The sequence below is a fragment of the Streptomyces sp. B1I3 genome, assembly GCF_030816615.1.
GTDB lineage: Bacteria > Actinomycetota > Actinomycetes > Streptomycetales > Streptomycetaceae > Streptomyces.
Window position 1 is genome coordinate 884,341 of the sequence record NZ_JAUSYD010000001.1, and the last position, 26,047, is coordinate 910,387.

At 71.0% G+C, this 26,047-nt stretch carries 23 protein-coding genes and 2 pseudogenes; 13 read left to right on the plus strand and 12 right to left on the minus strand.

Annotated features, from left to right (window positions below):
* Positions 1-30: 30 nt before the first annotated feature.
* The 3 genes from QFZ58_RS04410 to QFZ58_RS04420 form a co-directional block, all read right to left on the minus strand.
* Positions 31-1,368, minus strand: coding sequence for an ABC transporter substrate-binding protein (locus QFZ58_RS04410; protein ID WP_307123569.1), 1,338 nt, complete (start codon positions 1,366-1,368; stop codon positions 31-33).
* Between the two features lie 86 nt (positions 1,369-1,454).
* Positions 1,455-2,396 carry a carbohydrate ABC transporter permease gene (locus QFZ58_RS04415; RefSeq protein ID WP_307123570.1) on the minus strand — a complete coding sequence of 314 codons (942 nt, stop codon included), beginning with the start codon at positions 2,394-2,396 and terminating at the stop codon, positions 1,455-1,457.
* 5 nt (positions 2,397-2,401) lie between these two features.
* Entirely contained in the window at positions 2,402-3,328 is a 927-nt protein-coding gene (locus tag QFZ58_RS04420; RefSeq protein WP_307123571.1) for a carbohydrate ABC transporter permease, read from the minus strand.
* Positions 3,329-3,615: 287 nt separating this feature from the next.
* Between QFZ58_RS04420 and QFZ58_RS04425 the strand changes: the two genes are divergently transcribed.
* The 4 genes from QFZ58_RS04425 to QFZ58_RS04440 all read left to right on the plus strand — a co-directional run bounded on the left by QFZ58_RS04425 (position 3,616) and on the right by QFZ58_RS04440 (position 6,815).
* A complete protein-coding gene (locus QFZ58_RS04425; RefSeq protein ID WP_307123572.1) occupies positions 3,616-4,608 on the plus strand; it encodes a LacI family DNA-binding transcriptional regulator in 993 nt (330 codons plus the stop codon).
* A gap of 393 nt (positions 4,609-5,001) precedes the next feature.
* Entirely contained in the window at positions 5,002-5,280 is a 279-nt protein-coding gene (locus tag QFZ58_RS04430) for a GlsB/YeaQ/YmgE family stress response membrane protein (protein ID WP_307123573.1), read from the plus strand.
* A gap of 307 nt (positions 5,281-5,587) precedes the next feature.
* The gene (locus QFZ58_RS04435; protein WP_307123574.1) at positions 5,588-5,959 is read left to right on the plus strand and encodes a hypothetical protein; all 372 of its coding nucleotides are present in this window, start codon (positions 5,588-5,590) and stop codon (positions 5,957-5,959) included.
* 133 nt (positions 5,960-6,092) lie between these two features.
* Positions 6,093-6,815, plus strand: coding sequence for a transposase family protein (locus QFZ58_RS04440; RefSeq protein WP_307123575.1), 723 nt, complete (start codon positions 6,093-6,095; stop codon positions 6,813-6,815).
* Between the two features lie 97 nt (positions 6,816-6,912).
* Here the strand turns inward: QFZ58_RS04440 and QFZ58_RS04445 are convergent, their stop codons facing one another.
* Both QFZ58_RS04445 and QFZ58_RS04450 read right to left on the minus strand, forming a co-directional pair.
* On the minus strand, positions 6,913-7,371 hold the full coding sequence (locus QFZ58_RS04445) for a hypothetical protein (RefSeq protein ID WP_307123576.1): 459 nt from the start codon (positions 7,369-7,371) through the stop codon (positions 6,913-6,915).
* 135 nt (positions 7,372-7,506) lie between these two features.
* The gene (locus tag QFZ58_RS04450; protein WP_307123577.1) at positions 7,507-8,472 is read right to left on the minus strand and encodes a YihY/virulence factor BrkB family protein; all 966 of its coding nucleotides are present in this window, start codon (positions 8,470-8,472) and stop codon (positions 7,507-7,509) included.
* A gap of 429 nt (positions 8,473-8,901) precedes the next feature.
* Between QFZ58_RS04450 and QFZ58_RS04455 the strand changes: the two genes are divergently transcribed.
* Both QFZ58_RS04455 and QFZ58_RS04460 read left to right on the plus strand, forming a co-directional pair.
* Positions 8,902-11,724: a PQQ-dependent sugar dehydrogenase gene (locus QFZ58_RS04455; protein WP_307123578.1), complete on the plus strand. Its 2,823-nt coding sequence runs from the start codon at positions 8,902-8,904 to the stop codon at positions 11,722-11,724.
* Positions 11,721-13,478 carry a ThuA domain-containing protein gene (locus tag QFZ58_RS04460; protein WP_307123579.1) on the plus strand — a complete coding sequence of 586 codons (1,758 nt, stop codon included), beginning with the start codon at positions 11,721-11,723 and terminating at the stop codon, positions 13,476-13,478. The genes QFZ58_RS04455 and QFZ58_RS04460 overlap by 4 nt, the downstream gene beginning before the upstream one ends.
* Before the next feature lie 391 nt (positions 13,479-13,869).
* Here QFZ58_RS04460 and QFZ58_RS04465 read toward each other — a convergent pair whose 3' ends face one another.
* Genes QFZ58_RS04465 through QFZ58_RS04475 form a run of 3 tightly spaced genes read right to left on the minus strand, consistent with a single transcriptional unit; the run spans position 13,870 to position 15,022 of the window.
* Positions 13,870-14,136: a DUF4235 domain-containing protein gene (locus QFZ58_RS04465; RefSeq protein WP_307123580.1), complete on the minus strand. Its 267-nt coding sequence runs from the start codon at positions 14,134-14,136 to the stop codon at positions 13,870-13,872.
* Entirely contained in the window at positions 14,133-14,612 is a 480-nt protein-coding gene (locus tag QFZ58_RS04470) for a DUF3618 domain-containing protein (protein WP_307123581.1), read from the minus strand. Before QFZ58_RS04470 ends, QFZ58_RS04465 begins: the two co-directional genes overlap by 4 nt.
* Positions 14,612-15,022, minus strand: a complete 411-nt coding sequence (locus QFZ58_RS04475) for a phage holin family protein (protein WP_307123582.1) — start codon at positions 15,020-15,022, stop codon at positions 14,612-14,614. The genes QFZ58_RS04470 and QFZ58_RS04475 overlap by 1 nt, the downstream gene beginning before the upstream one ends.
* Before the next feature lie 503 nt (positions 15,023-15,525).
* On the opposite strand from QFZ58_RS04475, the pseudogene QFZ58_RS04480 reads away from it, so the two are divergent.
* Positions 15,526-15,864: pseudogene (locus tag QFZ58_RS04480) on the plus strand (universal stress protein); the annotation flags it as partial.
* A 445-nt stretch (positions 15,865-16,309) separates the two neighbouring features.
* Here QFZ58_RS04480 and QFZ58_RS04490 read toward each other — a convergent pair.
* The gene (locus QFZ58_RS04490) at positions 16,310-17,755 is read right to left on the minus strand and encodes an NAD(P)/FAD-dependent oxidoreductase (protein WP_307123583.1); all 1,446 of its coding nucleotides are present in this window, start codon (positions 17,753-17,755) and stop codon (positions 16,310-16,312) included.
* A gap of 116 nt (positions 17,756-17,871) precedes the next feature.
* On the opposite strand from QFZ58_RS04490, the gene trxA reads away from it, so the two are divergent.
* On the plus strand, positions 17,872-18,252 hold the full coding sequence (gene trxA, locus QFZ58_RS04495) for a thioredoxin (protein WP_307123584.1): 381 nt from the start codon (positions 17,872-17,874) through the stop codon (positions 18,250-18,252).
* Between the two features lie 265 nt (positions 18,253-18,517).
* On the opposite strand, the pseudogene QFZ58_RS04500 reads toward trxA, so the two are convergent.
* Together QFZ58_RS04500 and QFZ58_RS04505 are read right to left on the minus strand one after the other, a co-directional pair.
* A pseudogene (locus tag QFZ58_RS04500) lies at positions 18,518-18,778 on the minus strand (hypothetical protein); the annotation flags it as partial.
* Positions 18,779-18,838: 60 nt separating this feature from the next.
* Positions 18,839-19,867, minus strand: a complete 1,029-nt coding sequence (locus QFZ58_RS04505) for a LacI family DNA-binding transcriptional regulator (protein WP_307123585.1) — start codon at positions 19,865-19,867, stop codon at positions 18,839-18,841.
* A 133-nt stretch (positions 19,868-20,000) separates the two neighbouring features.
* Here QFZ58_RS04505 and QFZ58_RS04510 point away from each other — a divergent pair, with 133 nt between their 5' ends.
* Positions 20,001-20,504, plus strand: a complete 504-nt coding sequence (locus tag QFZ58_RS04510) for a type II toxin-antitoxin system PemK/MazF family toxin (protein ID WP_307123586.1) — start codon at positions 20,001-20,003, stop codon at positions 20,502-20,504.
* Here QFZ58_RS04510 and QFZ58_RS04515 read toward each other — a convergent pair.
* Positions 20,489-21,325, minus strand: coding sequence for a TIGR02452 family protein (locus QFZ58_RS04515; RefSeq protein ID WP_307123587.1), 837 nt, complete (start codon positions 21,323-21,325; stop codon positions 20,489-20,491). The two genes, QFZ58_RS04510 and QFZ58_RS04515, sit on opposite strands and share 16 nt — an antisense overlap.
* 147 nt (positions 21,326-21,472) lie before the next feature.
* Between QFZ58_RS04515 and egtA the strand changes: the two genes are divergently transcribed.
* The 4 genes from egtA to egtD are packed head-to-tail and all read left to right on the plus strand — an operon-like array spanning position 21,473 to position 25,843.
* Positions 21,473-22,786 carry an ergothioneine biosynthesis glutamate--cysteine ligase EgtA gene (egtA, locus tag QFZ58_RS04520; protein WP_307123588.1) on the plus strand — a complete coding sequence of 438 codons (1,314 nt, stop codon included), beginning with the start codon at positions 21,473-21,475 and terminating at the stop codon, positions 22,784-22,786.
* Positions 22,783-24,129: an ergothioneine biosynthesis protein EgtB gene (gene egtB, locus QFZ58_RS04525; protein ID WP_307123589.1), complete on the plus strand. Its 1,347-nt coding sequence runs from the start codon at positions 22,783-22,785 to the stop codon at positions 24,127-24,129. The genes egtA and egtB overlap by 4 nt, the downstream gene beginning before the upstream one ends.
* Positions 24,129-24,884, plus strand: coding sequence for an ergothioneine biosynthesis protein EgtC (egtC, locus tag QFZ58_RS04530; protein WP_307123590.1), 756 nt, complete (start codon positions 24,129-24,131; stop codon positions 24,882-24,884). The genes egtB and egtC overlap by 1 nt, the downstream gene beginning before the upstream one ends.
* Complete coding sequence (gene egtD / locus QFZ58_RS04535; RefSeq protein WP_307123591.1) at positions 24,881-25,843, plus strand: L-histidine N(alpha)-methyltransferase; 963 nt, start codon at positions 24,881-24,883, stop codon at positions 25,841-25,843. The genes egtC and egtD overlap by 4 nt, the downstream gene beginning before the upstream one ends.
* Positions 25,844-26,047: the final 204 nt, after the last annotated feature.

The following is a 26,047-nucleotide window of genomic DNA, read 5'->3' on the forward strand; positions in this document are numbered from 1 at the left end:
TTCCGATGGTGCGAACGGGATGGCTCAGGGCTACTTCCGGACGGTGAAGCCTTGCTCCGTGCCGTACTTGACGGTCGCGTCCTGCCACGCCTGGAGGCCCTGGGACAGGGGTGTGCCGGAGACGTACGCCTTACCGACGGTGTCGTTGAAGACCGAGTTGGCGTACACCTGGTACGGCAGGTAGCTCCAGTCGGTGGAGGTGTTCTTCGCGGACTCGGCGAAGATCTTGTTGGCCTTCTGGCCACCGAAGTAGGGGAACTCGGTGTTCTGGAACGCCTCGGAGTTCAGGTCCTTCGTCGTGGCGGGGAAGGCGCCGTTCTTGATGCGGGTCTGCACGCCGGGGCCGGAGTTCGCGTATTCGACGAAGGCGTAGGCGAGTGCCTTGTTCTTGCCGAGTTCGGGTAGTGCGAGCGAGCTGCCGCCGTTCTCCGCGCCGGCGTTCTCGCCCTCGGCCCACTGCGGCAGCGGGGCCGCGCGCCAGTCTCCGGCCGCGTCCTTCACGCCCGAGGCGAAGTTGGCGGGCATCCAGGCGCCTATGGGGAGCGTGGCGATGGTGCCGTCGCCGAGCCCCTTGTACCAGTCGTCGCTCCAGCCGGCGACGGGTGCGAGGAGCTTCTCGTCGATGAGCTTCTGCCAGGTCTCGGTGTACTTCTTGGCACCGGCGTCGGCGAAGTCGATGCCGACCGTGGTCCCGTCGACCTTGTACGGGTGCGAGCCTGCCTGCCACAGGAGGGTCGTGGTCAGGCCCGCGTCACCGATGTCGCTGGTGATGTACGCCTTCGGATCGGCCTTGTGCAGCTTGCGGGCGGCCTCCACGTACTCGTCCCACGTGGTCGGCACGGCGATCCTGTGCGCGTCGAAGACCTTTTTGTTGTAGAAGAGCGCCATCGGTCCGGAGTCCATGGGCAGCCCGTAGACACCGTCGCCGGACCGCACGGCGTTCCACGGGCCGGGCGAGTAGGAGCCGGCGAGCTTGTCCGCGCCGTACGGCGCGAGGTCGGTGACGGACTTCGTCAGCGCGTACTGGCTGAGCGCGTAGTACTCGACCTGTGCGACGTCAGGGACGCCCTTCTTCGCCGAGATCGCGTTCTGGAGCGCCTTGTACTCGTCGTTGTTCGTGCCCGCGTTGACCAGCTTGACGTCGACCTTCGGGTACTTCTTCTCGAAGTCCGCGGCGACCTGCTCCAGGGTGGGCTCCCACGCCCACACCGTCACGGTGCCGCCCTCTTTCAGCGCCGTCCGGATGTCGGCCGGCGAGACCTGCTCCTCGGCGGAGTCCCCGTCGGAGCCGCCGCAGGCGGTCGCTCCCAGAGCCAGGGCACAGACGAGACCGAGGCCGCGCAGCAGGCGGGGTGTGTGCTTGGGCATGGCGATGCTTCCCTCTTCGTGGTTACGGGGATCTGCGGGATCTGCGGATTCGGCGACGGGCGCTCACCGGATCGACGGGTAGGCGCTCATTCCTTGACGCTTCCGGCGGAGAGACCGGACTGCCAGTACTTCTGGAGCAGCAGGAAGGCGGCGATGAGCGGCACGACGGTGAGCAGCGAGCCGGTGAGGACGAGGTTGAAGACGGCCTCGCCGCCGGCCGTGGCGGCCTGCTTGTTCCAGGAGTCGAGGCCGAGGGTCAGCGGGTACCAGTCGGGGTCCTTGAGCATGATCAGCGGCAGGAAGTAGTTGTTCCAGGTCGCGACCATCGTGAACAGCAGGACCGTGACGGTGCCGGGGGCGAGGAGGGGCAGGGCGACCTGGAAGAAGGTGCGCAGCTCGCTCGCGCCGTCGATGCGGGCTGCCTCCATCAGCTCGGTGGGAATGGCTTCGGTGGCGAAGACCCACATCAGGTACAGGCCGAAGGGTGAGATCAGGGACGGGATGATGACCGCCCACGGGGTGTCGGTGAGACCCATCTTGCTGAACATGAGGAAGGTCGGGACCGCGAGCGCCGTACCGGGTACGGCGACTGCGCCGATGACGACGGCGAAGACGGCGCGCTTGCCGGGGAAGTCGAACTTGGCGAGCGCGTACCCACCCAGGACCGCGAGGAAGGTGGCGCCACCGGCTCCGGCCACCACGTACAGCAGGGTGTTGAGGAGCCAGCGGACGAACACGCCGTCGTGGTACGTGAACGTCCGGCTGATGTTCTCCCACAGGGCGAAGTCCCCGTCGAACCACAGCCCGAACGACCGGGCGAGCCCCGCCTGGGTCTTGGTGGCGCTGATCACCAGCCACAGCAGGGGGACGAGGCTGTACAGCAGGACCACGCCGGTGACGAGCGTGAGCAGGACGCTCCGTCGGGGGCGGCCGGGCGTGCGGCGCCCGCGCGTCGGCCTCAGGCGGGGTGCGCTGCCCGGCCCACCCGCTTTCGGTACGGCGGGCCGGGAGGCGGTGGTGCTGCTCATCGGGTTCAGGCTCCCTTGCGCATGCCGCGCAGCTGGACGACGTAGGCGACGACCATGGTGATCACGCCCATGACGATGGCGACCGTCGCGGAGTAGTTGTGCTGCTGGCCGGAGAACGACAGCGAGTAGGTGTAGAGGTTCGGCGTGTAGTCGGTGGTGATCGCGTTGGGCGCGAGTTTCTGCAGGATGGCGGGTTCGTTGAAGAGCTGGAAGCTGCCGATGATCGAGAAGATGGTGGCGATGACGAGGGCGCCGCGGATGGCCGGGAGTTTGATCGCCGAGATGACGCGCCACTGGCCCGCGCCGTCGATCTCCGCGGCCTCGTAGAGCGAGTGCGGGACGACGCGCAGCGCGGAGTAGAAGATGAGCATGTTGTAACCGACGAACTCCCACGTCACGATGTTGCCGATCGACGCCAGGACCAGGTCGGAGGAGAGCGGGTCCGGCAGCCCTGCGCCGAACGCGTCGTTGATGTCGCCGACCAGGCCGAAGCGGGTGCCGTACATGAAGCCCCACATCAGGGAGGCGACGACGGCGGGCACCGCGTACGGCAGGAAGATCGAGATCCGGAAGAAGTGCTTGCCGTAGAGGCGGCCGCTGTCGAGGGCGAGCGCCACCAGGAGGGCGATGCCCAGCATGATCGGCACCTGGACGGCGAGGAAGAGGCCGACCCGCGCGACACCGTCCCAGAAGCGGCTGTCCTGCAGCGCCTGTTGGTAGTTCTCGATCCCGACGAACCGGGTGCCGCCGATGAGCTGGGTCCGGAACAGGCTCAGGTGGACCGAGTAGGCCAGCGGCGCCAGGAACACCAGGGCGAAGACGAGCACGAAGGGGCCGATGAAGCCCCACCCCGTCCACGAGCGGCGCTCCCGGCGTACTCGCGGTTCGTCCGGGCGCCGGCCTGCGGCCGCCGCCGGTAGAAGCGTCGTCATCTGGCGTTCCTCGCTCGTCCGCAGCCGAACCGGCTTGGTTGATCGCTCACACGTCCGGTACCGCCCGAACGGGGCACCCCGGCTTCCGGGGGCGTTATGTTTACGTAAACATGCGATGCCGAGATGTCTACACTGCGGCAAGATGGCGGTCAAGAGTCACTCGTGAAGCGCAGCGGCTGATGAGGGAGACGGTGGAAGAAGCAGCGGACAGCACCCCGGCACGAGGGACGCCGCCGCCCGGACCGGCCCCCGCACGACGGGCCGGACGGCGTAGGCAGACCGTGTCGATGGCAGACGTCGCCCACCTCGCCGGCGTCTCCTCACAGACTGTCTCCCGCGTCTCGAACGGCTTTGCAGGCGTGAACGAAGGTACGCGCCAGCAGGTGCTAGCTGTCATGAAGGAACTCGGTTACCGCCCCAACAGCGCGGCCCGCGCCCTGAAGCGCGGAGAGTTCCGCACCATCGGCGTCATCACGTTCACGCTCTCCACGACGGGGAACGTGCGGACGCTGGAGGCGATCGCCACCTCCGCCGCACAGGAGGGCTACGCGGTCACGCTGCTGCCCGTCGCGGTCCCCACGCAGGACGAGGTGCGCGGCGCCTTCTCACGCCTCGGCGAGCTCGCCGTCGACGCCGCCATCGTCATCATGGAGACCCATCTCCTCGACGCGGCCCGTCTCTCGCTGCCACCGCACGTGAAGGTCGTCGTGGCGGACTCGGACGCCGGGGACCGTTACACGGTCGTCGACACCGACCAGGCAGGGGGCACGCGGGACGCCGTACAGCATCTCCTCGGCCTCGGACACCGCACGGTGTGGCATCTGGCCGGGCCCGAGGAGTCGTACGCCGCCCAGCGCCGGGCCGACGCCTGGCGGGCGGCGCTCACGGAGGCGGGCCGGGTGCCTCCTCCGCTCGTCCGCGGTGACTGGTCGGCGGAGTCGGGCTACCGCTGCGGACTGCGTCTGGCCGGACAGCCGGACTGCACCGCGATCTTCGCCGCGAACGACCAGATGGCGCTCGGCCTGCTGCGCGCCCTCCACGAACGCGGCCGCGCCGTCCCCGGCGACGTCTCCGTCATCGGATTCGACGACATCCCCGAGTCCGCCTCCTTCCTGCCGCCGCTGACCACCGTGCACCAGGACTTCGCCGAAGTGGGACGGCGCTGCGTGGAAGGGGTTCTGCGGCAGGTGCGGCAGAGCGGGGCGGACTGCGGAACCACGCTGGTGCCGACACGGCTCGTGGCGCGGCAGAGCACAGCCCCGCCACGGCAGTTGCGATAGCGACGCCTGGGCGGTGCAGCCGCCGTCTGCCTGACGATCCTGGCATCCGCCGGGACGCGCCCCGCTCCGGCACGTCTCCCACCGACCTGCTGCCGTCACCCGGATCGCCGGCACGGCGGTGTCGGGCACGCTCACCCGGACGACGTCACAAGGGGGCGCAGGACCGGTGTATCGGCCGCATCGCTCTCGGCACCGGCCTCACGGTACTGCCGGACCGCACGGTCGCCCGACAGCACGGTGCCCGACAGCACGATCCGAGGGCCCGCCGCGACGCGCGCCCGCGCTGTCCGGCCCCGCGCCACATTCGCCGCCGGCAAAGTGCGTTTGAAAGTGGCCAGGCGGTAAAGACGATGTCTTGACACCGGCTTTATACGAAGAGGTAGGAGACGCATCATGGGCATCATCGCCTGGATTTTCATCGGACTGCTCGCGGGCATCATTGCGAAGGCGCTCATGCCGGGCAAGGACCCCGGTGGCATCATCATCACGATGCTCATCGGTATCGCGGGCGGTCTCCTCGGGGGCTGGCTCGGCAAGGTCATCTTCGGCGTCGACTCCATCGACGGCTTCTTCGACCTCTCCACATGGATCGCGGCCATCGTCGGCTCCGTCATACTCCTCGCCCTTTACCGTCTGGTCACCGGCAACCGCCGCTCCCACCGCCACGCCTGATCCGGCGCTGCGCGGAACACACAGCGAAACGGCTTCTCTTCCCCGCGGAGAGGAGCCGTTTCGCTGTCCGCACCCACGCCTACTCGACCGCCGGAATCACCACCGGTCGCCCGGCACGGGCCGGCTCGTACTCCCGCGGTGAGGCGCGCCGGCTGTGGACTCCGCGGTGTGGTGCATGGCTTACGGCGTTGTGCGCGATTGAGGTCGGGCGTCCGTAGCGGAGGATGGCCCTATGCATGCTCTTTTCGATCAACCAGAAGTCCGTCGGGTCTCGCGAGGCGAGTACCCCTTGTGGGACGAGGCTCTCGTGGTCGTCAACCAGGACTTGGCCGTGACTCTTCCTGAGCAGGGACCTCTGCAACTGCTTGCCCAGCCTTCCTACGAGGCGGGCGAGCCGGAGTACGTCTACGTTGCCCTGGCCAACGGCGAGTGGCACGGCAGTCATCTGTACCCGAAGACGGCAGAAGACTCTGCTCATGCCTTGGCGATCGTCGCCGACGCCGCGCAGGAAACCGTCGCTGAGCGTCTGTGGCAGGCGTGGCCCCTGTGTGTCGAACACAACCTGGGCGTGCATACGCGCGACGTGGAGGGGCTGCTCTCCTGGTGGTGCGCCGGGAGGCGGTCGGGGGACGGGCCGGGCCACATCTGGGCGGCCGTGGGCGCGCTCGACACCTTGTGAGCGCCGTGACGTGAAGGGGGCTGCCGGTTGGATGTTGATGTGACGCAATACGTTGGCCGCACGGTCTTGTCCCATCCCGTTTCCACCGGCCTTCAGCCCCGTCGACTCGGTGCGCTGGTCGGCGAGTTGGCTCATGCGTGGACGGCCTCTGAGGAGGGCCGACTTCACAACCGCAGGGGTCGCGGCCGTCTGCGGGCAGCCGGGGCCGAACCATCGGTCGGTTTTCACCGACCGGATCATCGTCACCCTGGTCGTCCTGCGGTTACAGCTTCCTCATGCAGCTCTGGTTGTGCTCTACGGCGTGGACCGCTCCACGATCACTCGCGCCGTCCATGAGATCCGTCCGCTGTTGGCTGCCCGGGGCTTCGCTGTGCCAGGACGGCTCGACCTGCGGGTTCGCGGCACGGACCGCCGTCCTGGGAGAAAGCTCGGTTACGGGCCGCTCAACGCGCCACGGCCGCAGCTGTTCAAGCGGCTCGCCGTCCCACCGGGAAGCGACCTCGCACGCTCGCTCCGGGCGTGCCGACGGCCTGACGGGCCGGCCCCGGCGCTCGTGGCGGAGCCGGCCCACGACCCGGTCACCGGCCACGGCCACCGCTACGCCGAGCGGCTGCAGGAGGCCGGGACGCCCACGCGGCCGGCCGCGTACCCCGGGGCGGTGCACGTGTCCTCGGCATGCCGGGCAGGCGCATCAGGCCGAAGCAGCGCGGGCGGAGGTTTCGAGTCCCTCCTGCTCTCCTTCACCGCATCGGCCGATGTCCTCGGACGGCGAAGGCGTCCGGTCCGAAAGGGAGTGGCCCCGACGGCGCCGGGGAATTCCCGGGGAGCTCAGTTCGGCGGAGCCAAGGAGCAGTGATCGGCCGGCGGCCGATGCCGGAGAAGTGTGCCACCGCAGCAGCACACTTCTCCGGCATCGGCCGCCGGCCGGCTCCTTCCGGGCGAACTGTCCTCCCTCATGCGTTCGCGTGGGAGCACCGGGCGTCCTCGACCTGCCTCGGCACCCGCATACGCCGCATGAGGTCGCGCGTCACGCGCCGATCGAGCGTGGTGCGCCACACGACTCCCGGGTGCCGGGCGCGCAGATGGGAGAGCGCTCTGGTTCCCAGCCCGCTGTGATGGAACTGCTTCTCGATCAGCACATCGGTGATGACCCCCTGGGCGCAGGAGGGGCAGAGCCGGAAGTCCACGTGGCCGACCACCTTGCGCACGTGCACCATGAGCAGGCACTGGGTGTCTCCGGTCCCCCGCCCCGGCGCCTGCACCAGCTCGACCTCGCGGTAGGCGAGCAGGCGCCGGTGCCAGGCGCCTTTGCGGCGTCTGCGCAGTCGGTGGCGCCCCCGGCCACCGTGATGCCCGGGGGCTTCCGTGTCGTGCGCCCCACGAAGGGGCGCACTGCCGAGCGTGTGTGTCACGGGTTGTACGTGGCTTCCCTGCATGACTCGCGCCTGCCCCGCCTGCGGCAGCCGATGCGTCCGGTCGGCGCCGGACACGAGGTCGCCGCCCTCACCGTCCGGGTCCAGGGCCGGGCGCGTCACTGGCCGGGCGCGTCACTGCCCGGGGCCGGGGTCCGGGTGAACGGGAGCGGTGATGCCCGCCCTCGCGGCCTCCAGTTGGGCGGCGAACGCGATGCCGAGGAACAGGACGATGCCGGTCAGGTTGGCCCAGAGCAGCAGCGCCACGAAAGCGGTCAACGGCCCGTAGACGGCACCGAACGACCCGCTCCTGGCCACGTAGAAGGCGAGCAGCCAGGTGGCCGCGACCCACAGGACCAGGTGCACGGCGGATCCGAAGGCCAGCCACGTGTATCCGGGCTGCACACGCCGGGGTGACCAGCGGAAGATCACGGCTGAGGCCAGGCCGGCGCAGACCGTCCCGGCGGGGATTTCGAGGGCACCCCACCAGCGGAGCCAGGACCGCGACCAGCCGAGTGCCTCCACCACCGACTCCCCGACGGCTTGGCCTGCGACCATCACGAGGAACCCGAGCATCAGCGGCAGTCCTGCGGCGAGGGCCAGCAGCAGACTGCGACCGTACTTGGCGAGGAAGGGGCGGTCGCGCTCGATGCCGTAGATGCGGTTGCAACCCCGTTCGATCTGGCCCATCGCCGAGGCGAGGTTGAGCAGGGCGAAGCCGAGGCCCAACCACATCGCGATCGCCCCCGCGGGCGTGGACCCCGCGCTGTGGCGGGTGTCCCGCAACGCTCCCTGCACGAGTTCCACGCTGGCACCGGGCGCGATCCGTCCCAGCGTCAGCTCGATGACGCGGGCGATGCTCTCGGTGTGCACCGTGGTCGCCACGCCCACCAGCGCGATGACGAAGGGCACCATGCCCACGACCACCTGGAAACCGAGGGACCTGGCATAGCTGAACCCATCGGCGTACCGGAACCGCGCGAAGGCGTCGAGAAACAGTTTGCGCCCTCCGTAATGCCGCAGCGCGCTGAGAGCTTCGTCCCCCGACAGTTCCTCTCCGATCATGTCCCGCGTCTGCGGTACATGGACGACTGTCCCCATGCCACCTCTCCTCCGGCTGTCGGCTCTGCCGTCTCCGACCGTCCGCACAGTAGTTCGTGGACCGAAGTCCCCATGGACCGGACCTCCACTTCCGCCTGATCCGTCCTCGGTAGGTGACGTCCGTGCCCCCTGGCCGAGCAGGGCCACGGCGAGTCCCCGTGGACCCACCGCCGCGTCCGTGGCCGACGGCGCAGGACCCGTCCACCGATCAGGGCTCCTACCCAGTCTCTTTGTCCCGCTACTAGAGAAAGTTATGGCCCAGTACGTCAAAGGGGTATCTGGCCGGGGCAGAAGCCACTACCTTCCTGACCTGAACCGGACGACACGGACCGGGTGCCCTCTCCTCCCCCCTGCGGGCACCCGTCTCCCCCGGCGCGACGGCGCGCGCCTGTGCTCCACCCCGACCCCGTCACCACACGGAGGATTCGCGTGCACAGGAGACCCACCCGACCCCTCGCAGCGCTCGTCTGCATCCTGCTCGCCGCCGCGGGCGCCCTCACGGCTCAGCAGTTACCGGCCGAAGCCGCACCCGCGGCGGCCGACGTGTTCCAGCAGGTCACCTTGGCCAAGGGGGTGGCCGAGACCGGTGAGCCGATGACGCTCGCCGTCCTGCCCGACAGGTCCGTCCTGCACACCTCGCGGGACGGCACCCTCCGTCTCACGGACGCCGCCGGTACCACCGGGGTCGCCGGCAAGCTGGACGTCTACTCGCACGACGAGGAAGGCCTCCAGGGCGTCGGAGTGGACCCGGGCTTCGCCACCAACCGCTTCGTCTACCTCTACTACGCACCGAAGCTCTCGACTCCCGCCCAAGACGCCCCCGCGAACGGTTCGGCAGCGGACTTCGCGCCGTTCGACGGCGTCAACCGGCTCTCGCGGTTCGTCCTCAGGACCGACGGCACGCTGGACACCGCGAGCGAGAAGAAGGTCCTCGACGTCCCCGCGAGCCGGGGCCTGTGCTGCCACGTGGGCGGCGACATCGACTTCGACGGCCAGGGCAACCTCTACCTCTCCACCGGGGACGACAGCAACCCCTTCGCCTCCGACGGCTACTCCCCCCTCGACGAGCGGTCCGACCGCAACCCCGCCTACGACGCCCAGCGTTCGGCGGGCAACACCAACGACCTGCGCGGCAAGGTACTGCGCATCAAGGTGAACGCGGCGGGCGGCTACTCCATCCCGTCGGGGAACCTGTTCGCGCCAGGAACCGCGAAGACCAGGCCGGAGATCTACGCCATGGGCTTCCGCAACCCCTTCCGGATGACCGTCGACAAGCCCACCGGCATCGTCTACCTCGGTGACTACGGCCCCGACGCCGGTACCGCGAACGCCTCCAGGGGACCCGCGGGCCAGGTCGAGTTCAACCGGATCACCAAGGCCGGCAACTACGGCTGGCCCTACTGCACCGGCAAGAACAGCGCCTACGTCGACTACGACTTCGCCACCTCGACGTCCGGGGCCGCCTTCTCCTGCGCCGCCCCCAGGAACACCTCGCCGAACAACACGGGCCTGACCGACCTGCCCCCGGCCCAGCCCGCCTGGATCCCGTACGACGGCGGCTCCGTACCCGAGTTCGGCAGCGGCTCGGAGTCGCCCATGGGCGGTCCCGTCTACCGCTACGACGCGGCATCGACCTCCACGGTGAAGTTCCCCGCGAGCTTCGACGGTGACTTCTTCGCCGGCGAGTTCGGCCGCAAGTGGATCAAACGCATCGAGCAGGGGACCGACGGAACCGTACAGTCGATCAACGCCTTCCCCTGGCAGGGCACCCAGATCATGGACATGACCTTCGGTCCGGACGGGGCGTTGTACGTCCTCGACTACGGCACCGGTTACTTCAACGGCGACGCCAACAGTGCGCTCTACCGCATCGAGAACGTCAGCGGAGGGCGCGCACCACTCGCGAAAGCCACGGCCGACCGGACCTCGGGCAAGGCGCCGCTCGCGGTCCAGTTCTCCTCGGCCGGCAGTTACGACCCCGACGGTGACCCCCTCCGGTACGCCTGGAAGTTCGGCGACGGCACGACCTCAACGGCGGCCGACCCCTCGCACACCTACACCGCCAACGGCCGTTACACCGCGGACCTGACGCTCTCCGACGGAACCGGGAACACCGCGACCGCGTCGGTCGTCGTCACCGTCGGCAACACCGCCCCCACCGTGAGCCTGGAACTCCCGGCCGACGGCGCCATCATCGACCCGGGTACCTCCGTTCCCTTCAAGGTGACGGTCACCGACCCCGAGGACGGCACGATCGACTGCTCCAAGGTCAAGGTCACCTTCATCGTGGGCCACGACAGCCACGGCCACCCGCAGACCTCAGCCACCGGCTGCTCCGGCACCGTGCAGACCATCGCCGACGGCGAACACGACCCCAACGCGAACATCTTCGGCGTCTGGGACGCCGAGTACACCGACAAGGGGGCGAACGGCCAGCCCGCCCTGACCACCCACGACCAGAACATCAGCCAGGGCAGCAAGCGCCAGGCCGAACACTACGGCGACTCCGCCGGCGTCACGATCATGGACAAGGCGGCGGCGAACGGCGGGAGGACGGTCGGGGCCATCGACAACGGTGACTGGATCTCCTTCAAGCCGTACATCCTCGCCGACGCCACATCACTGACCGCCCGCATCTCCTCGGGCGGCGTCGGAGGCACCCTGGAAGTACGGGCCGGCTCCCCCACCGGCACCCTGCTCGGATCGGCGGCCGTGCCCATCACAGGCAGCTGGGAGACCTTCCAGAACGTGTCCGCGAACCTCACCAACCGCCCTGCGGGCACCACCACCCTCTATCTCGTCTTCAAGGGTGGCAGCGGATCCCTCTTCGACCTCGACGACTTCACGCTGAGCAGTGCGGGAACGCCCGCCCGGAGCGGCCGGATCACGGGCATCGGCGGCAAGTGCGTCGACGTCGCGAGCGGGGCGAGCGCGGACGGCACGCAGATCCAGCTGTGGACGTGCAACCAGTCGGCGGCCCAGACATGGACGGCCGGCACCGACAGCACGCTGCGCGCACTGGGCAAGTGCATGGACATCAGCGGCGGCGGCACGACCGACGGCACCAAGATCCAGCTCTACGGCTGCAACAACACCGCGGCCCAGAAATGGGTGCCGCAAGCCGACGGCACCCTGAAGAACCCCCAGTCCGGCAAGTGCCTCGACGCCGCCGGCGTGTCCTCCGCCGACGGCACCAAGCTCCACCTGTGGACCTGCCTCGCCGCCGACAACCAGAAGTGGATCCTGCCATGAGCGGACGACTCGTACGCCTCGCCACCTGGGCGGTCTGCGGCCTGCTCGGCGCCGCCGCCCTGCCCGCGGCCGTCTCCACGGCTGCCGGACCCCCACCCGGTCCGTCCACGCGCCCGGCGGCAACGGCCGCCGACCCCGCGTACGACGTTCTGGTCTTCTCCAAGACCGCCGGCTTCCGCCACTCCTCCATCGACGAAGGCATCACCGCCCTGCGCGAGCTGGGCGCCTCCGGCAACTTCACCGTCACCGCGACCGAGGACGCGGCCGCCTTCACCCCGGCCAACCTGGCCGGCTACGAGAGCGTCGTCTTCCTCTCCACCACCGGCGACGTCCTGAACGCCTCCCAGCAGACCGCGTTCGAGGGCTACATGGCGGCGGGCGGCGGCTACGTCGGCATCCACGCGGCGGCCGACACCGAATACGACTGGAGCTGGTACGCGGGCCTGGCCGGCGCCCTGTTCCAGTCGCACCCGGCGATCCAGCCGGCCAGGGTGAAGGTGGAGGACCGCGCCCACGACGCCACCGCCCACCTCGGCCCGGTCTGGCAACGGACCGACGAGTGGTACAACTACCGGACCAACCCGCGCGCCACCGCGCATGTCCTGGCCTCGCTCGACGAGTCCAGCTACAGCGGCGGCTCCATGGGCGGCGACCACCCCATCGCGTGGTGCAAGGACTACCAGGGCGGCCGTGCCTTCTACACCGGTGGCGGCCACACGGAGGAGTCCTACGCCGACCCGGCCTTCCGCCGTCATCTGCTCGGCGGCATCCGCTGGTCGGCCGGCGCGACCGAGGCCGACTGCCGCCCGGAGACCGGCTACACCACGCTGTTCGGGACCTCGGGGACGAGCGGCTGGAAGCAGGCCGGACCGGGCTCCTTCGCGGACGCGGACTCCACCCTCACCTCACGCGGCGGCCTCGGCATGCTGTGGTACCAGGCCAAGGAGTACACGTCCTACTCGCTGAAGCTCGACTGGCGGCAGGCCGGTGACGACAACTCCGGTGTCTTCGTGGGCTTCCCGGCCTCCGAAGACCCGTGGTCGGCCGTCGACAACGGCTACGAGATCCAGATCGACGCAACGGACGCCCCGGACCGCACCACGGGTTCCGTGTACGGTTTCCGGTCCGCCGACCTGGAGGCCCGCGACAGGGCCCTGAACCCTCCTGGCGAGTGGAACACCTACGAGATCCGGGTCGAGGGCGAGCGTCTGCGGGTGTACCTCAACGGAATCGAGATCAACGACTTCACCAACACCGTCCCCGCCCGCAGCCTCCGGCAGGGTCATATCGGGCTGCAGAACCACGGCGACGGTGACGACGTGTCCTTCCGCAACATCCGCATCAAGGAACTCGGAGGTACCACCGGCCCCAAGGAGGGCGCCATCACGGGCATCGGCGGCAAGTGCGTCGACGTCGCGAGCGGGGCGAGCGCGGACGGCACGCAGATCCAGCTGTGGACGTGCAACCAGTCGGCGGCCCAGACATGGACGGCCGGCACCGACAGCACGCTGCGGGCACTGGGCAAGTGCATGGACATCAGCGGCGGCGGGACGACCGACGGCACCAAGATCCAGCTCTACGGCTGCAACAACACCGCGGCCCAGAAATGGGTGCCGCAAGCCGACGGCACCCTGAGAAACCCCCAGTCCGGCAAGTGCCTCGACGCCGCCGGCGTGTCCTCCGCCGACGGCACCAGGCTCCACCTGTGGACCTGCCTCGCCGCCGACAACCAGAAGTGGATCCTGCCCGGCTGAGCGACCCCCGCAACTCCGTCGTCGCCGCGGGAGGCGGTGCCGACGGAACCGGCCGCGGTACCGGGCCGGTGACGGCGGCGGGGCGTGACGCCGAAGCGCCCCGCCGCCGTTCCTCGGGGCAGAAGGAACGCATGGTCCCACCGAACGGCGGGAGCACGCGTGAAACGCGGGCCGTTGCTCACGGCCCGGGGCGGGACTCGGCGGTACTGGGCGGTACCGGGCGCGCGCAGTGGCAGCTCCACGGGGACGTCACCCTGCCCCGGGACGGGCATGGCCGCGCCGGTCTTGGGCCACATGCGCCCTCACGTCACCACGGCCTGCTCCTCGATATGCGGCGCCTGTGAAGTGGCGGCGCCGGCCCGCTGGGGAGCGGGGCCGGCGCCGCGGCGGGTCAGCCCGGCCAGACGCCCGTCGCCCGTCGTGTCGCCAGAGCTCCCGAGCGATCTACCGCGGCCTTGACCACGGCGAAGATCGCGCCCTGGATGGCGGCGGCGAGCAGGATCTGCTGCCAGGAACGGTCTTCGTCCAAGGCGTCGGGGGCGTCGTCGTGACCCTCGATGACCTTCCAGGTCTGCTTGAACGCGGCACTCGCGATCATGCCGCTCGCCGCGCCGAGGGCCAGCCCGACCGGCTTGTAGAGGAATGCCGACGCCCTCATCGGCGTCCCCGGCCCCGGCGCACCAGCAGGAAGGCGGCGAGCAGCGCACCGCCTGCGAGGAGTGGGGTGCGGTTGGCACGTGCGACGGACGTGGCCCGGCCGGCCATGCCGACCAGCGGTTCGGGAGCCCGGTCCGCCGCGTACTGTCCTGCCCGGGTCGCGGTCTCCCGTACGTGGGCGGCGGCTTGGACCGTCTTCTCCAGGAGGGGGTCGGGCGTCCTGTCCTTGACGAGTTGCGTGGCCTGCTCCGCCTTCCCACGGATCTGGTCGGCCATCAGGGCCGCCTTTTCCGAGGCCTGTTCCTTCGCGGCGGCCGTCTTTTCCTTCGCCTGTGCCTTCACGTCGGCCTTGGCGGCCAGCGCTTCGACGGTCCGCCCGAGTTCGTCACGGGTCTGCTCGACCTGCTCGCGCAGTTCCCCGGCGTCGGAAGCGTCGGGGACGGGGGTGCCTATGTTGGTGCGGGATTCTTCCTTCATCAGTGTGCCTTCTCCTTGATCTCGGCCAGATCGGCCTTGACGCTGTCGACGGTCTGCTCGGGGGCGGGGGAGCCGGCTTCGGCGATCTGCTTCTTCCCGGCCAGGGCGGTCACGGCCGCCACGGCCGCCAGCACCGCCGTGACGACGAGGGCCGACGCCCACACCGGCATCACCAGCGCGAGAGCTGCGATGCAGGTCGCGATCAGCGCCTGGGCCGCCAAGGCCCCGATGAGGCCCGCGGCGCCGAAGAGGCCGCCGCCCTTCCCGAAGCGCTTGCCCTTCTGGGTCATTTCGGCCCGGGCCAGCTGCATCTCCTCGCGGACCAGCTCCGCCATCTGTTGCGAGGCGCGCGAGACCAGCACGCTCACCGAGTCGTCGGTGGCGTGGGTCTGCCGCTCTGCCGTGTTCATGGCTGGGTCACCTTGCCTTCCTCGGTCTGTCGGAAACATCGGCCGCCCCACGGCGGCCGGGGGCGATCACCTGTCCGTAGGTGGCGATCAGCACCGAGTGCCGGCCCCCGGTTGGCTGGTGGGGAACCTCGGCGCGAACCCGCCACGGCGAAACCTCCTCATTGACGCGTGTTTGCCGATGTCTCGGCTCGACTACCCCGCAACCGCTCCGCCACCCACTTCACCTGGGAGAGCCTGTCTCGATCCGGAAGACGGATGTTCCGCGAAGGGCCTGGGTGCACAGAGAGGAGGGTGGGAGACGGACGGACCCGGCGAAGGGACCGCACGGCCGTCCCGTCGCGGGAGAGCGACGGGCCACTTCGACACGTGACGCGTGCCGGCGACGGCCACGGCGGGGGTGGTGGGTGGCGGCATCCACGGGTACGTTCCCGCCCGGCCACCTGCCAGGACACCGGCGCACCCGTGTCACACGACCTGCCCCTTGCCCGGCGGGCCGGCCGCCCTTCTGCGCGTACGCGCCGATGCGCGGGCCGGAACTCGCCCTGGCGCAGGCCCAGCTGGGACCCGAGGCGTATCAGGTGGTGGGCTCGGCACCCGTCGAGGACACCCTGCGTATCGCCAGGGGCCGGGCCCGCGCGCAGGGTGCGGCGAACGTGCGGTCGGTCGCCGTGCAGGACGAACCGGTCGCCGCACTCGTGCGGACCGCCCGGGGGTGCTCGGCCGATCTCCTGGTCGTCGGGAACCGGGGACTGCGCTCGCTCGCCGGGCGCATCCTCGGCTCCGTACCCGCGGACATCGCCGGAAGGGCAGAACTCGACGTGCTGATCGTGCACACCACATGAGTGTGGCGGAGCCGGCGGAGGAACCTGTGGCCCCCTCAGGTGTCGACGAGGTGCGGGGAGCATCGAGGAGGTTCTGCTAGGGCGTGTTTCGAAAGTGGCGTCGTCTGCCCGAAGGGCAGGCCCGGGGGCGTCTGGTGCGTGCGATCGCAAGGCGGAGGGTCGCCTCGATACCGGGTGTATCGGGGTGATCCCGACAACGCGGCGAGCGTGCGTGCCAGACGCCCCCGGGCAGGCGGGACTTTCGAAACACGCCCTAGGCGGCGACCGCATGTGGACGAGGCGGGACATCGCCGGGCGGTCCGGGGTGGGGTCCGAGCGCACCGTGCGGATCCGGCGCGCCCTGGGGTCCCCGGTGGTCGACGACGACGCACGGGTGTTCACATCGATCGCCGCCCCTGCCGTGCCACCCGTGTACACCACCGCCGTCCGGTTCCGCCGGCGGCTGCTAGCCGCGGAAAGTCTCCAGCAGCCGCAGCCAGACCTCGCTGATCGTCGGATACGCGGGGACCGCGTGCCAGAGCCGCTCGATGGGGACCTCACCCGCGACCGCGATCGTCGCGGAGTGCAGCAGTTCCCCGATCCCCGGGCCGACGAAGGTGACGCCGAGGAGGATCTCGCGGTCCAGGTCCACGACCATCCGGGCCCGCCCCGTGTATCCCTGCGCGTAGAGGCCGGAGCCCGCGACCGAGGCCAGGTCGTAGTCGACGGCCCGCACCCGGTGGCCCGCGGCTTCCGCCTCCGCGAAGGTGAGACCGACCGAGGCGGCCTCCGGGTCGGTGAAGACGACCTGGGGAACGGCCGCGTGGTCGGCGGTGGCGGCGTGCGCACCCCAGCGGTCGGTCTCCAGCAGGGGTGCGCCCTGGGCCCGGGCCGCGATCGCTGCTCCGGCGATCCGCGCCTGGTACTTGCCCTGGTGGGTCAGGAGCGCACGGTGGTTGACGTCGCCGACGGCGTAGAGCCAGTCGCTGCCCTCGACGAGACAGCTGTCGTCGACGGCGAGCCACGAGCCGGGCTTGAGGCCTACGGTGTCGAGGCCGAGGTCGTCGGTGCGCGGGGCACGGCCGGTGGCGAAGAGGATCTCGTCGGTCTCCAGCCGTTCCCCGTTGTCCAGTTCGACGGTGACCGGGCCGTCGTGGCCTGCCCGGCGCACCGCGGTGGCCGACACGTCCGTCAGGATCCGCACACCGGCTTCGGTGAGCGCGTCCCCGACCAGCTCGCCTGCGAACGGCTCCATCTTGGGGAGCAGTCGCTTGCCGCGGATCAGCATCGTCACCTGGGCACCGAGCCCCTGCCATACGGTGGCCATCTCGACACCGACCACTCCCCCGCCGACGACGACGAGACGCCCGGGCACCTCCTTGGCGCTGGTCGCCTCACGGCTGGTCCACGGGTGCACGTCGGCGACCCCGGGCAGCGCGGGGACGACGGCCCGGCTGCCCGTGCAGACGGCGACGGCGTGCCGCGCGGTGAGCCGTTGCTCCGACCCGTCCTCCGCGGTCACCGACACCTGCCGGATGCCGGTCAGCCGCCCCTTGCCGCGGTAGATGTCCGCGCCGATGCTCTCCAGCCAGGCGACCTGGCCGTCGTCCTTCCAGTGGGAGGCCTCCTCGTCACGGTGGGCGAGGACCGCGTCCGCGTCGAGCGGTCCCTGCACGGCACCGCTCAGCCCCGGGACGCGGCGGGCGTCGGCGCGGGCGACGATCGGGCGCAGCAGCGCCTTGCTGGGCATGCACGCCCAGTACGAACACTCACCGCCGATGAGTTCGGCCTCCACCACGGCGGTGCTCAGACCGGCGGCCCGGGCGCGGTCCGCCACGTTCTCGCCGACGGGGCCCGCGCCGATGACCACGACGTCGTACGCGGTGCTCTGCTCAATGTTGGCATCAGTCATGGGAACAGTGTGGTCGTGGGTGTGCGCCGTGGCCACATGGGCAGGCGGAATAGGACGGGTCTCGGCGCCGTTGTGCCCGGCAGGACCTGACGGCTCCCAGGAAGAGGTATCAGAGTATGAGCACCGTAGAGCTCACCAAGGAAAACTTCGATCAGGTCGTGAGCGACAACGAATTCCTGCTGATCGACTTCTGGGCTTCCTGGTGCGGTCCGTGTCGGCAGTTCGCGCCGGTCTACGACTCGGCGTCCGAGCGCCACCCCGACCTGGTCTTCGCCAAGGTCGACACGGAGGCGCAGCAGGAGCTCGCGGCCGCTTTCGAGATCCGGTCCATCCCCACGCTGATGATCGTGCGGGACAACGTGGCGGTCTTCTCCCAGCCGGGAGCGCTCCCGGAGGCCGCGCTCGAGGACGTCATCGGGCAGGCCCGCAAGCTGGACATGGACGAGGTGCGCAAGTCCGTGGAGGAACAGAAGCAGGGTCAGCAGGCCCAGCAGTAGTTCCGTACTCCCTGAGGGCATGCGGCACACGTCGCGAGGGCCCGGCAGCCACCGCTGCCGGGCCCTTCGTGCGCCTGCTCGCGGGAGGTGGTCAGCCGTTTCCGGTCTCCCCTGCGGAGGGCGGCCGGTCTCCGGCCCGCTCCCCCTCGGCCGTCCGCGCCCCGGCCCCCTGCGCCCCGGCGCCCCGGTCCTCCGGCGCACCGGCCGGGGGTTCCTCCTCCGGCCGCTGCTCCCCCGCCGCGTCGCCGTTCTCCCGCTCCGCTGCGCCCATACGCTCGGCGATCCTGACGGTGAGTCCGTAGTCCAGCTCCGCGCCGTCCACCAGCAGCGCCTCGACGGTGTGGGTCGACGGGTCGATGTCCACCTCCATGCCGTCGCCCGCGTAGCGCGGGTACCCCGATGCGCCCGTGTCCCCGGTGGCCGCCACGACCCCCGAGCGGATGGCCGTGCCGGGTACGGGGGCGCCGGTGCCGGATTCCTCGTGCTCCGGGTACAGCAGGATCTCGTAGCTCTGGGGATGGCTCATGCCGACGACGCTAGACATCCGTCGCGGGCCGCGCACGTCGTGACGCCCCGGCCGGTCAGGTCAGCTGGACTCGCGTACGACGGCAGCGGCCCGCAGCAGGTGGTGACGCTCGGGGGCGCCGCCGGGGTGGTGGACCAGCCGGTCGATCATCTCCGCGGGCGGCTGCGCGGCCACCAGCTCCATCCTGACGCTGCTGAGCCGGGGCCGCAGGAGCCTGCCGAGCATCAGGTCGCCGGCGCCGATCACCGCCGTCTCGGCGGGCACCGCGACCCCGGCGTCCTGCAGCGCCCTCGTCAGGAGCATGGCGTACTCGTCGTCGTACGCGAACACGGCGTCCAGGCCCAGGTCCCGCCACCGGACGGCGAGGTCGTCGGCCGATGCCTCCTCGTACCGCAGCGGCAGCGGCTGGACGTGGGCGTCCGTGTCCGACTCCTCCACGGCCCGGCGTGCGCCCGCCAGCCGCGGGAGGGCGAACAGCGCGTGTCCGGGCTCCTGCGGCATGACGACACCGATCCGGCGGCGTCCGCGGGAGAGCAGGTGCCGGACCGCGCAGCTGCCCACTTCCCGCTGGTCCATGACCAGGGCGTGGGCGCCGTCCACCGGTTGCGGTCCGAGCGTGAGGACCGCCTTGGCACCGGAGCGGGTGAGCACCCCTATGGCGTGCGGTGTGAGGGCGATACCGCCGGGGGACACGACGGCCACGGGGCGGAGTTCGGCCCATGCCCTGGCCGCCTCCTCGGCGTCGAGACCGACGGTCCCGTACTGCACGACGGTGTAGTCGAGGCGCCGCAGATCCGTCTGCAGGTCGGTGAGGAAGCGCTGGTGGAGGGGGTCGGCCGGCAGGGGCGGGGTGGGCAGCAGCACCATCCGGGTGTGCCCCGCGCGCAGGCTCCGGGCCGCGGCGTGCGGGACGTAGCCGAGCTCGGAGGCGGCTTCCCTGACCCGGCGACGGGTGGGTTCACTGATGCGCACGGTGGTGTTGTTGTTCAGAACGTAGGACACGGTGGCCCGGGACACTCCGGCGAGCCGCGCCACATCGGCGCTGGTCGGTACGGAGGTGCCGGAGGGCTGCTCGGGTAACTGGCTCATGGCGTCGGGCAGTCTTACAGACCCCTCACCACCACCCGTGGGCCGGGGCGCCGCTCCGGGGAACGGGCGCGGCGCGCGGGCCCGGCACAGACCCGCTCCACGTTTCGCCCCGTGCGGGTTCTACGGTGTTGCGATGACGTTCCAGCATTTCGAGCACAGCGGCAACCGCAGCAGTGGCCTCGGCACGAACCACAGCAGCGACCCCTCGTCCGACTTCCCCGGCCGCAACGGCCCTGCCGCCACCACGCGGGCCGATCCCCTCGGCGTGGGCCCGGTACACACCTCGTACGCCCCCGACCGCGACGGCGCCCCCGATCCCGGCGAGATCGTCTGGACCTGGGTCCCCTTCGAGGAGAACGACGGGCGTGGCAAGGACCGGCCGGTACTGGTCGTGGCGCGTGAAGCGCCGGGCACCCTGCTCGCCGTACAGCTCTCCAGCAAGCAGCACGACAGGGACCACGAGTGGGTCGCGCTGGGCGCCGGGCCGTGGGACAGCTCCGGCCGCCCGTCCTGGGTGGATCTGGACCGGGTGCTGCGGGTCTGCGAGGACGGGATGCGGCGTGAGGCCTGTGCGCTCGACCGGGGCAGGTTCGACCTGGTCGCGGGGCGGCTGAGGGAGCGCTACGGCTGGAGCTGACCGGCGAACTCCCGGGCGAAGGCCGCCCGGACGGCGGAATCGGGAGTGCGGTCCAGGATGCCGAAGACGATCTGCTCGAAGTGGCCCGCGAACCGTCCGCCGTCGGTGAGCAGGGTGCGGAACGCGCCTGCCACCTCCGCCGGGTCGTTCTGGAACACGCCGCACCCCCAGGCCCCGAGGACCAGCCGGCGATAGCCGCGTGCGGCGGCGACCTCGAGCACCCGTCCGGCGCGGCTCGCCAGGGCTGCCGGGATGCGGTGTGCCCGGCCCGGCTCCTGTCTGCGGACGACTCCGGCGTTGGGGGCGGGCGAGGTCAGGAACCCGGCGGTGTACGGGGTGTCGAGGAGCCTGCCCCGGTCGTCGCGGAAGACGGGAACGCCTGGCGAGTGGATGACCCGGTCGCTGTAGAAGGCGGTGCGCTCGGCGCGGTGGTGGGCGTAGTACTCGGGGGCGCGCAGCAGCGTGGCGTGGAGCCCGGACGCGCGGCAGAGTGCTTCTTCCTGGGCCTGGGCGCCGTTCAGGTAGCCTCCGCCGGGGTTACGGGCGGAGGCGTAGTTCAGTACGGCCACCTTGGCAGGCGACGCGCCGGTCATCCGGTGCGCCGCCTGCAGGCTGCTCTCGGCCGTCACCTCGATGACCGGGGTGCGGTCGGTGTCCAGGGCGGCGACGGGCACGGGCTCGGGGCCGTGGAGACGGGTCCCCGAGAGCGCGGTGGTGAGGGCGCGTTCGATCGACACCTCGCGCCCTCCGGGGGTGCGGTAGCTCCCTGCCCGGACGATGGCCTCTGTCTCGCGCGCGATGCCGCGCAGTCGTGCGCTCATGGGCGCGCCCCCGTGTGGTGCATACGGGGCATGCTGGACCTCCCTGCGGCATGGGCGCAACCTGATTTCCCTGCCGCAAAGGCACCCTTGTGCGAAATGCCGCTACGGGTTTGGGTGGTAGGCAAGCACCCGAAAAGGAGGCCCGGCATGCCCCTGGACACCCCCGGTGACTACGGCCCGCCCATCGAGGCGGAGCCCCTCGGCGAGGACGACGCGGAGGACTTGCTGCGCGGCATATGTTTCAAGACGGGACCGCCCCGGACGGTCGGAGTGGAACTCGAATGGCTCATCCATGACCGTGAACATCCCGATGTCGCCGTCCCGCCCGAAAGGCTCCGCGCAGCCGCCGACGCCGTACGCGCCGTCCCGCTGGACGCGGCCCTGACCTTCGAACCGGGTGGTCAGCTGGAGCTCAGCTCCCGGCCCGCCGGTTCCCTGATGGCCTGCGTCGACACCACGACCGCCGATCTGGCGCTCGTGCGTGCCACCCTCGGCCGGGCGGGGCTCGCGCCGGTCGGTCTCGGCGTCGACCCGTGGCAACCCCCTCGCCGTCTGCTCGAGGAGCCCCGTTACGCCGCCATGGAAGCCGCCTTCGACCGTTCGGGGGACTCCGGCCGCGCCATGATGTGCACGTCCGCGTCCGTCCAGGTCTGTCTGGACGCGGGCGAGGAGGAGCCGGGGCCACTGGGCTACGGGCGGCGCTGGCAGCTCGGCCACCTGCTGGGCGCGGTCCTCGTGGCGGCGTTCGCCAATTCGCCGTTCCGGCAGGGGCGGCGTACCGGCTGGCGCTCCACGCGGCAAGCGCTGTGGACGGATCTCGATCCGGACAGGTCGCTGGCCCCCCGTACCGGCCGGCCGCCGCGCGACGCGTGGGCGGCCCATGTGCTCGACACCCCCGTCATGTGCATCCGGAGTGACGGCGACGTCCCCTGGGCCGTGCCCGAGAAGCTGACCTTCCGGGACTGGATCCGCACAGGTGCGCCGAGACCGCCGGTGCGCGGCGACCTGGAGTACCACGTCACCACGCTCTTCCCGCCGGTACGCCCGCGCGGGCACCTGGAGCTCCGCATGATCGACGCCCAGTCCGGCGACGACGGCTGGCTGGTGCCGCTGGCCGTCACCACGGCTCTGTTCGACGACCCGGAGGCCGCCGAGACCGTGTACCGCACCGTCAAGCCCCTGGCGGAGACGGCGGGCCACGCCGCCGCCCCCCGCAACCCCCTCTGGACGACGGCGGCACGTGACGGCCTGAGCGATCCGGAGCTGGCCTCGGCGGCGGCAGCCTGTTTCACGGCCGCCCTGGAGGCGCTGCCCAGGATCGGGGCGAGCCGGCATGTCATGGACACCGTTGCGGCGTTCACCGACCGCTACGTGGACCGGGGCCGATGTCCCGGCGACGATCTTCCCCACCCGGCCGAGGCCGGAGGCGTACCCGTGCACGGAAAGGGCCGTGGCCGATGACCGACACCGGCGACACCAGCATCCCGACCGACCAGGAGTTCGACGCGGAGGTGCTGCGCGGGCGTGCCCGGGCGGCGCTCCTGACCGCGCGTGAGCGCACCGCGCTGCTCACCTCCGGCGTCGACGACCACGACCTCACCGCCCAGCACTCACCGCTGATGTCGCCCCTGGTCTGGGACCTGGCGCACATCGGGAACCAGGAGGAGCTGTGGCTGCTGCGCGCGGTGGGTGGCCGTGAGGCGATGCGTCCTGAGATAGACGGGCTGTACGACGCCTTCGAGCACCCCCGTGCCAGCCGGCCGTCGCTTCCGCTGCTGCCACCCGCGGAGGCCCGGAGCTATGCCGCGGACGTGCGCGGGCGGGCGCTGGACATCCTCGACGGCGCTCCGCTCGGCGACGGCGGCCGCCCCCTCGAACGGGCGGGCTTCGCCTTCGGCATGATCGCCCAGCACGAGCAGCAGCACGACGAGACGATGCTGATCACCCACCAGTTGCGCCGCGGGCCGGCTGTGCTGGACGCCCCCGAGCCTCCCCGGCCGACCGGCGCGGTGGCGCTCCCGGCCGAGGTCCTGGTTCCGGGAGGCCCGTTCACCATGGGGACGTCGACCGAGCCGTGGGCACTGGACAACGAGCGGCCGGCGCACCGGCGTGAGGTGGCGGCGTTCTACGTCGACACCGCCCCGGTCACCTGCGGCGCCTACCGACGGTTCGTCGAGGACGGCGGCTACACGGACGACCGCTGGTGGGCTCCGGACGGGTGGGCGATGGTCCGCGAACACGGCCTGACCGCGCCTCTGTTCTGGCACCGGGACGCCGGGCAGTGGCTGCGCCGCCGCTTCGGGGTGACCGAACCGGTGCCGGACGACGAGCCCGTGCTCCACGTCAGCTGGTACGAGGCCGACGCGTACGCGCGCTGGGCCGGGCGGCGGCTGCCGACCGAGCCCGAGTGGGAGAAGGCCGCCCGCCACGACCCGGTGGCCGGGCGTTCGCGGCGCTACCCCTGGGGGGACGAGGACCCCACGCCCGAGCGGGCCAACCTGGGCCAGCGCCATCTGCGTCCTGCCGCCGCGGGGGCGTACCCGGCCGGCCGGTCCCCGTCGGGCGCGGGCCAGCTGATCGGTGACGTGTGGGAGTGGACGTCGAGCGACTTCCTGCCTTATCCGGGCTTCGCCCCGTTCCCGTACCGCGAGTACTCGGAGGTCTTCTTCGGGTCGGAGCACAAGGTGCTGCGGGGCGGCTCCTTCGCCGTGGACCCGGTCGCCTGCCGAGGTACGTTCCGCAATTGGGACCTGCCTGTGAGGCGGCAGATCTTTGCCGGCTTCCGGACTGCGAGGAGCGCCTGATGTGCCGTCATATCGCTTATCTGGGACCACCGGTGGCGCTGGGAGAGATACTCGCGGCCCCGGCCCACTCGCTCGTGCGCCAGTCCTGGGAGCCCCGGCGCCAGAAGTACGGCACGGTCAACGCGGACGGTTTCGGGGTCGGCTGGTACGCGGACGGCGACCCCGTGCCGGCACGCTACCGCCGCAAGGGCCCGGTGTGGGGCGACGAGTCCTTCGCCGATCTGGCACGCGTGGTGCGCAGCACGGCGCTGCTCGCCGCCGTCCGTGACGCGACCTTCGCCGGCGCGGACGGCGAGGCCGCCGCCGCGCCGTTCGCCGGGGGCCGCCTCCTGTTCAGCCACAACGGCGCCGTGCGGGGCTGGCCCGGTTCCCTCGAGGCGCGGGCCGCCGCCCTGCCGCCCGAACGGCTGCTCACGCTGGCGGCCCGGAGCGACTCGGCGCTGGTGTGGGCACTCGTGCAGCACCGGGTGGCCGAGGGTGACGAGCTGTCCCAGGCCGTCGCCGACACCGTCCTCGACGTCTCGTCCGCGGCACCGGGGTCCCGCCTCAACCTGCTGGTGACGGACGGCTCCGCCATCGTGGCGACGGCGTGGGGCGACACGCTCTGGTACCTCCACGAGCCGGGCCGCCGCACGGTGGTGGCCTCGGAGCCGTACGACGACGATCCCTACTGGCGCGAGGTCGCGGACCACACCCTGCTGGCCGCGACACACACCGACATTCTGCTGACCCCGCTCAAGGAGCCCGCCGCGTGAGTCCCTTCCTGCTGACCCGCACCCTGCCGGTGGACGCGACGGACGCGGCGCTGCGCGCCGACGTGCTGGACGGTCTGACCCGGCAGCCGAAGACGCTGCCGCCCAAGTGGTTCTACGACGCGCACGGCAGCGACCTGTTCGAGGAGATCACCCGGCTGGCCGAGTACTACCCGACGCGGGCCGAACGGGAGATCCTGATCGCCCGCGCGGGCGACATCGCCGCGGCGTCGGGCGCACGGACCCTGATCGAGCTGGGGTCCGGCTCCTCGGAGAAGACCAGGCATCTGCTGGACGCCCTGCCCGCACTGCACACCTACGTGCCGGTGGATGTCAGTGAGAGCGCCCTCACCGGTGCGGCCCAGGCCCTGCTGGCCGAGCGTCCCGGACTCTCCGTGCACGCGCTCATCGCGGACTTCACGCGGCCACTGGACCTGCCCGACAGCCCCGGGCCCCGGCTGGTGGCGTTCCTGGGCGGCACGCTGGGCAACCTCCTGCCGCGCGAGCGTGCGGAGTTCCTGAGTGCCGTACGGGCACGGCTCGTGCCCGGCGACGGGCTGCTGCTCGGTACGGACCTGGTCAAGGACGAGGCCACGCTCGTGACCGCGTACGACGACGCGGCCGGGGTGACGGCCGCCTTCAACAAGAACGTGCTGACGGTGGTGGACCGCGAGCTGGGGGCCGACTTCCAGCTCGACGACTTCGCCCATGTGGCCGTGTGGGACCCGGACAACGAGTGGATCGAGATGCGGCTGCGGGCCCGCCGGGCACTGACGGTGAAGATCCGCGAGCTGGATCTGGTGGTGACGTTCGAGGAGGGTGAGGAACTGCGCACGGAGGTCTCGGCGAAGTTCCGCGAGGAGGGGGTGCGCGAGGAACTGGCGGCCGCGGGGCTGCGGCTCGATCAGTGGTGGACGGACACGGAGGGCCGCTTCGCGCTGTCGCTCGCGACAGTCGACTGAGCGGCGCGCCGGCCGGGCTCACCGTCCGAGGGGATCGACGGCTGGACGTGGATCCCGGCGGCGGGCCCGGCCGGCGCTCACACCCGCGGAGCGGGACGGCGAGCGGGGCGTCCCCGGCGAACGCGGAGGGCAGGAACCGGCGCTGGACGTCCCGGAGGCGCGGACGCCCGTGGGCGTCACCCAGTACTCCTCGGGCGCGTGGTG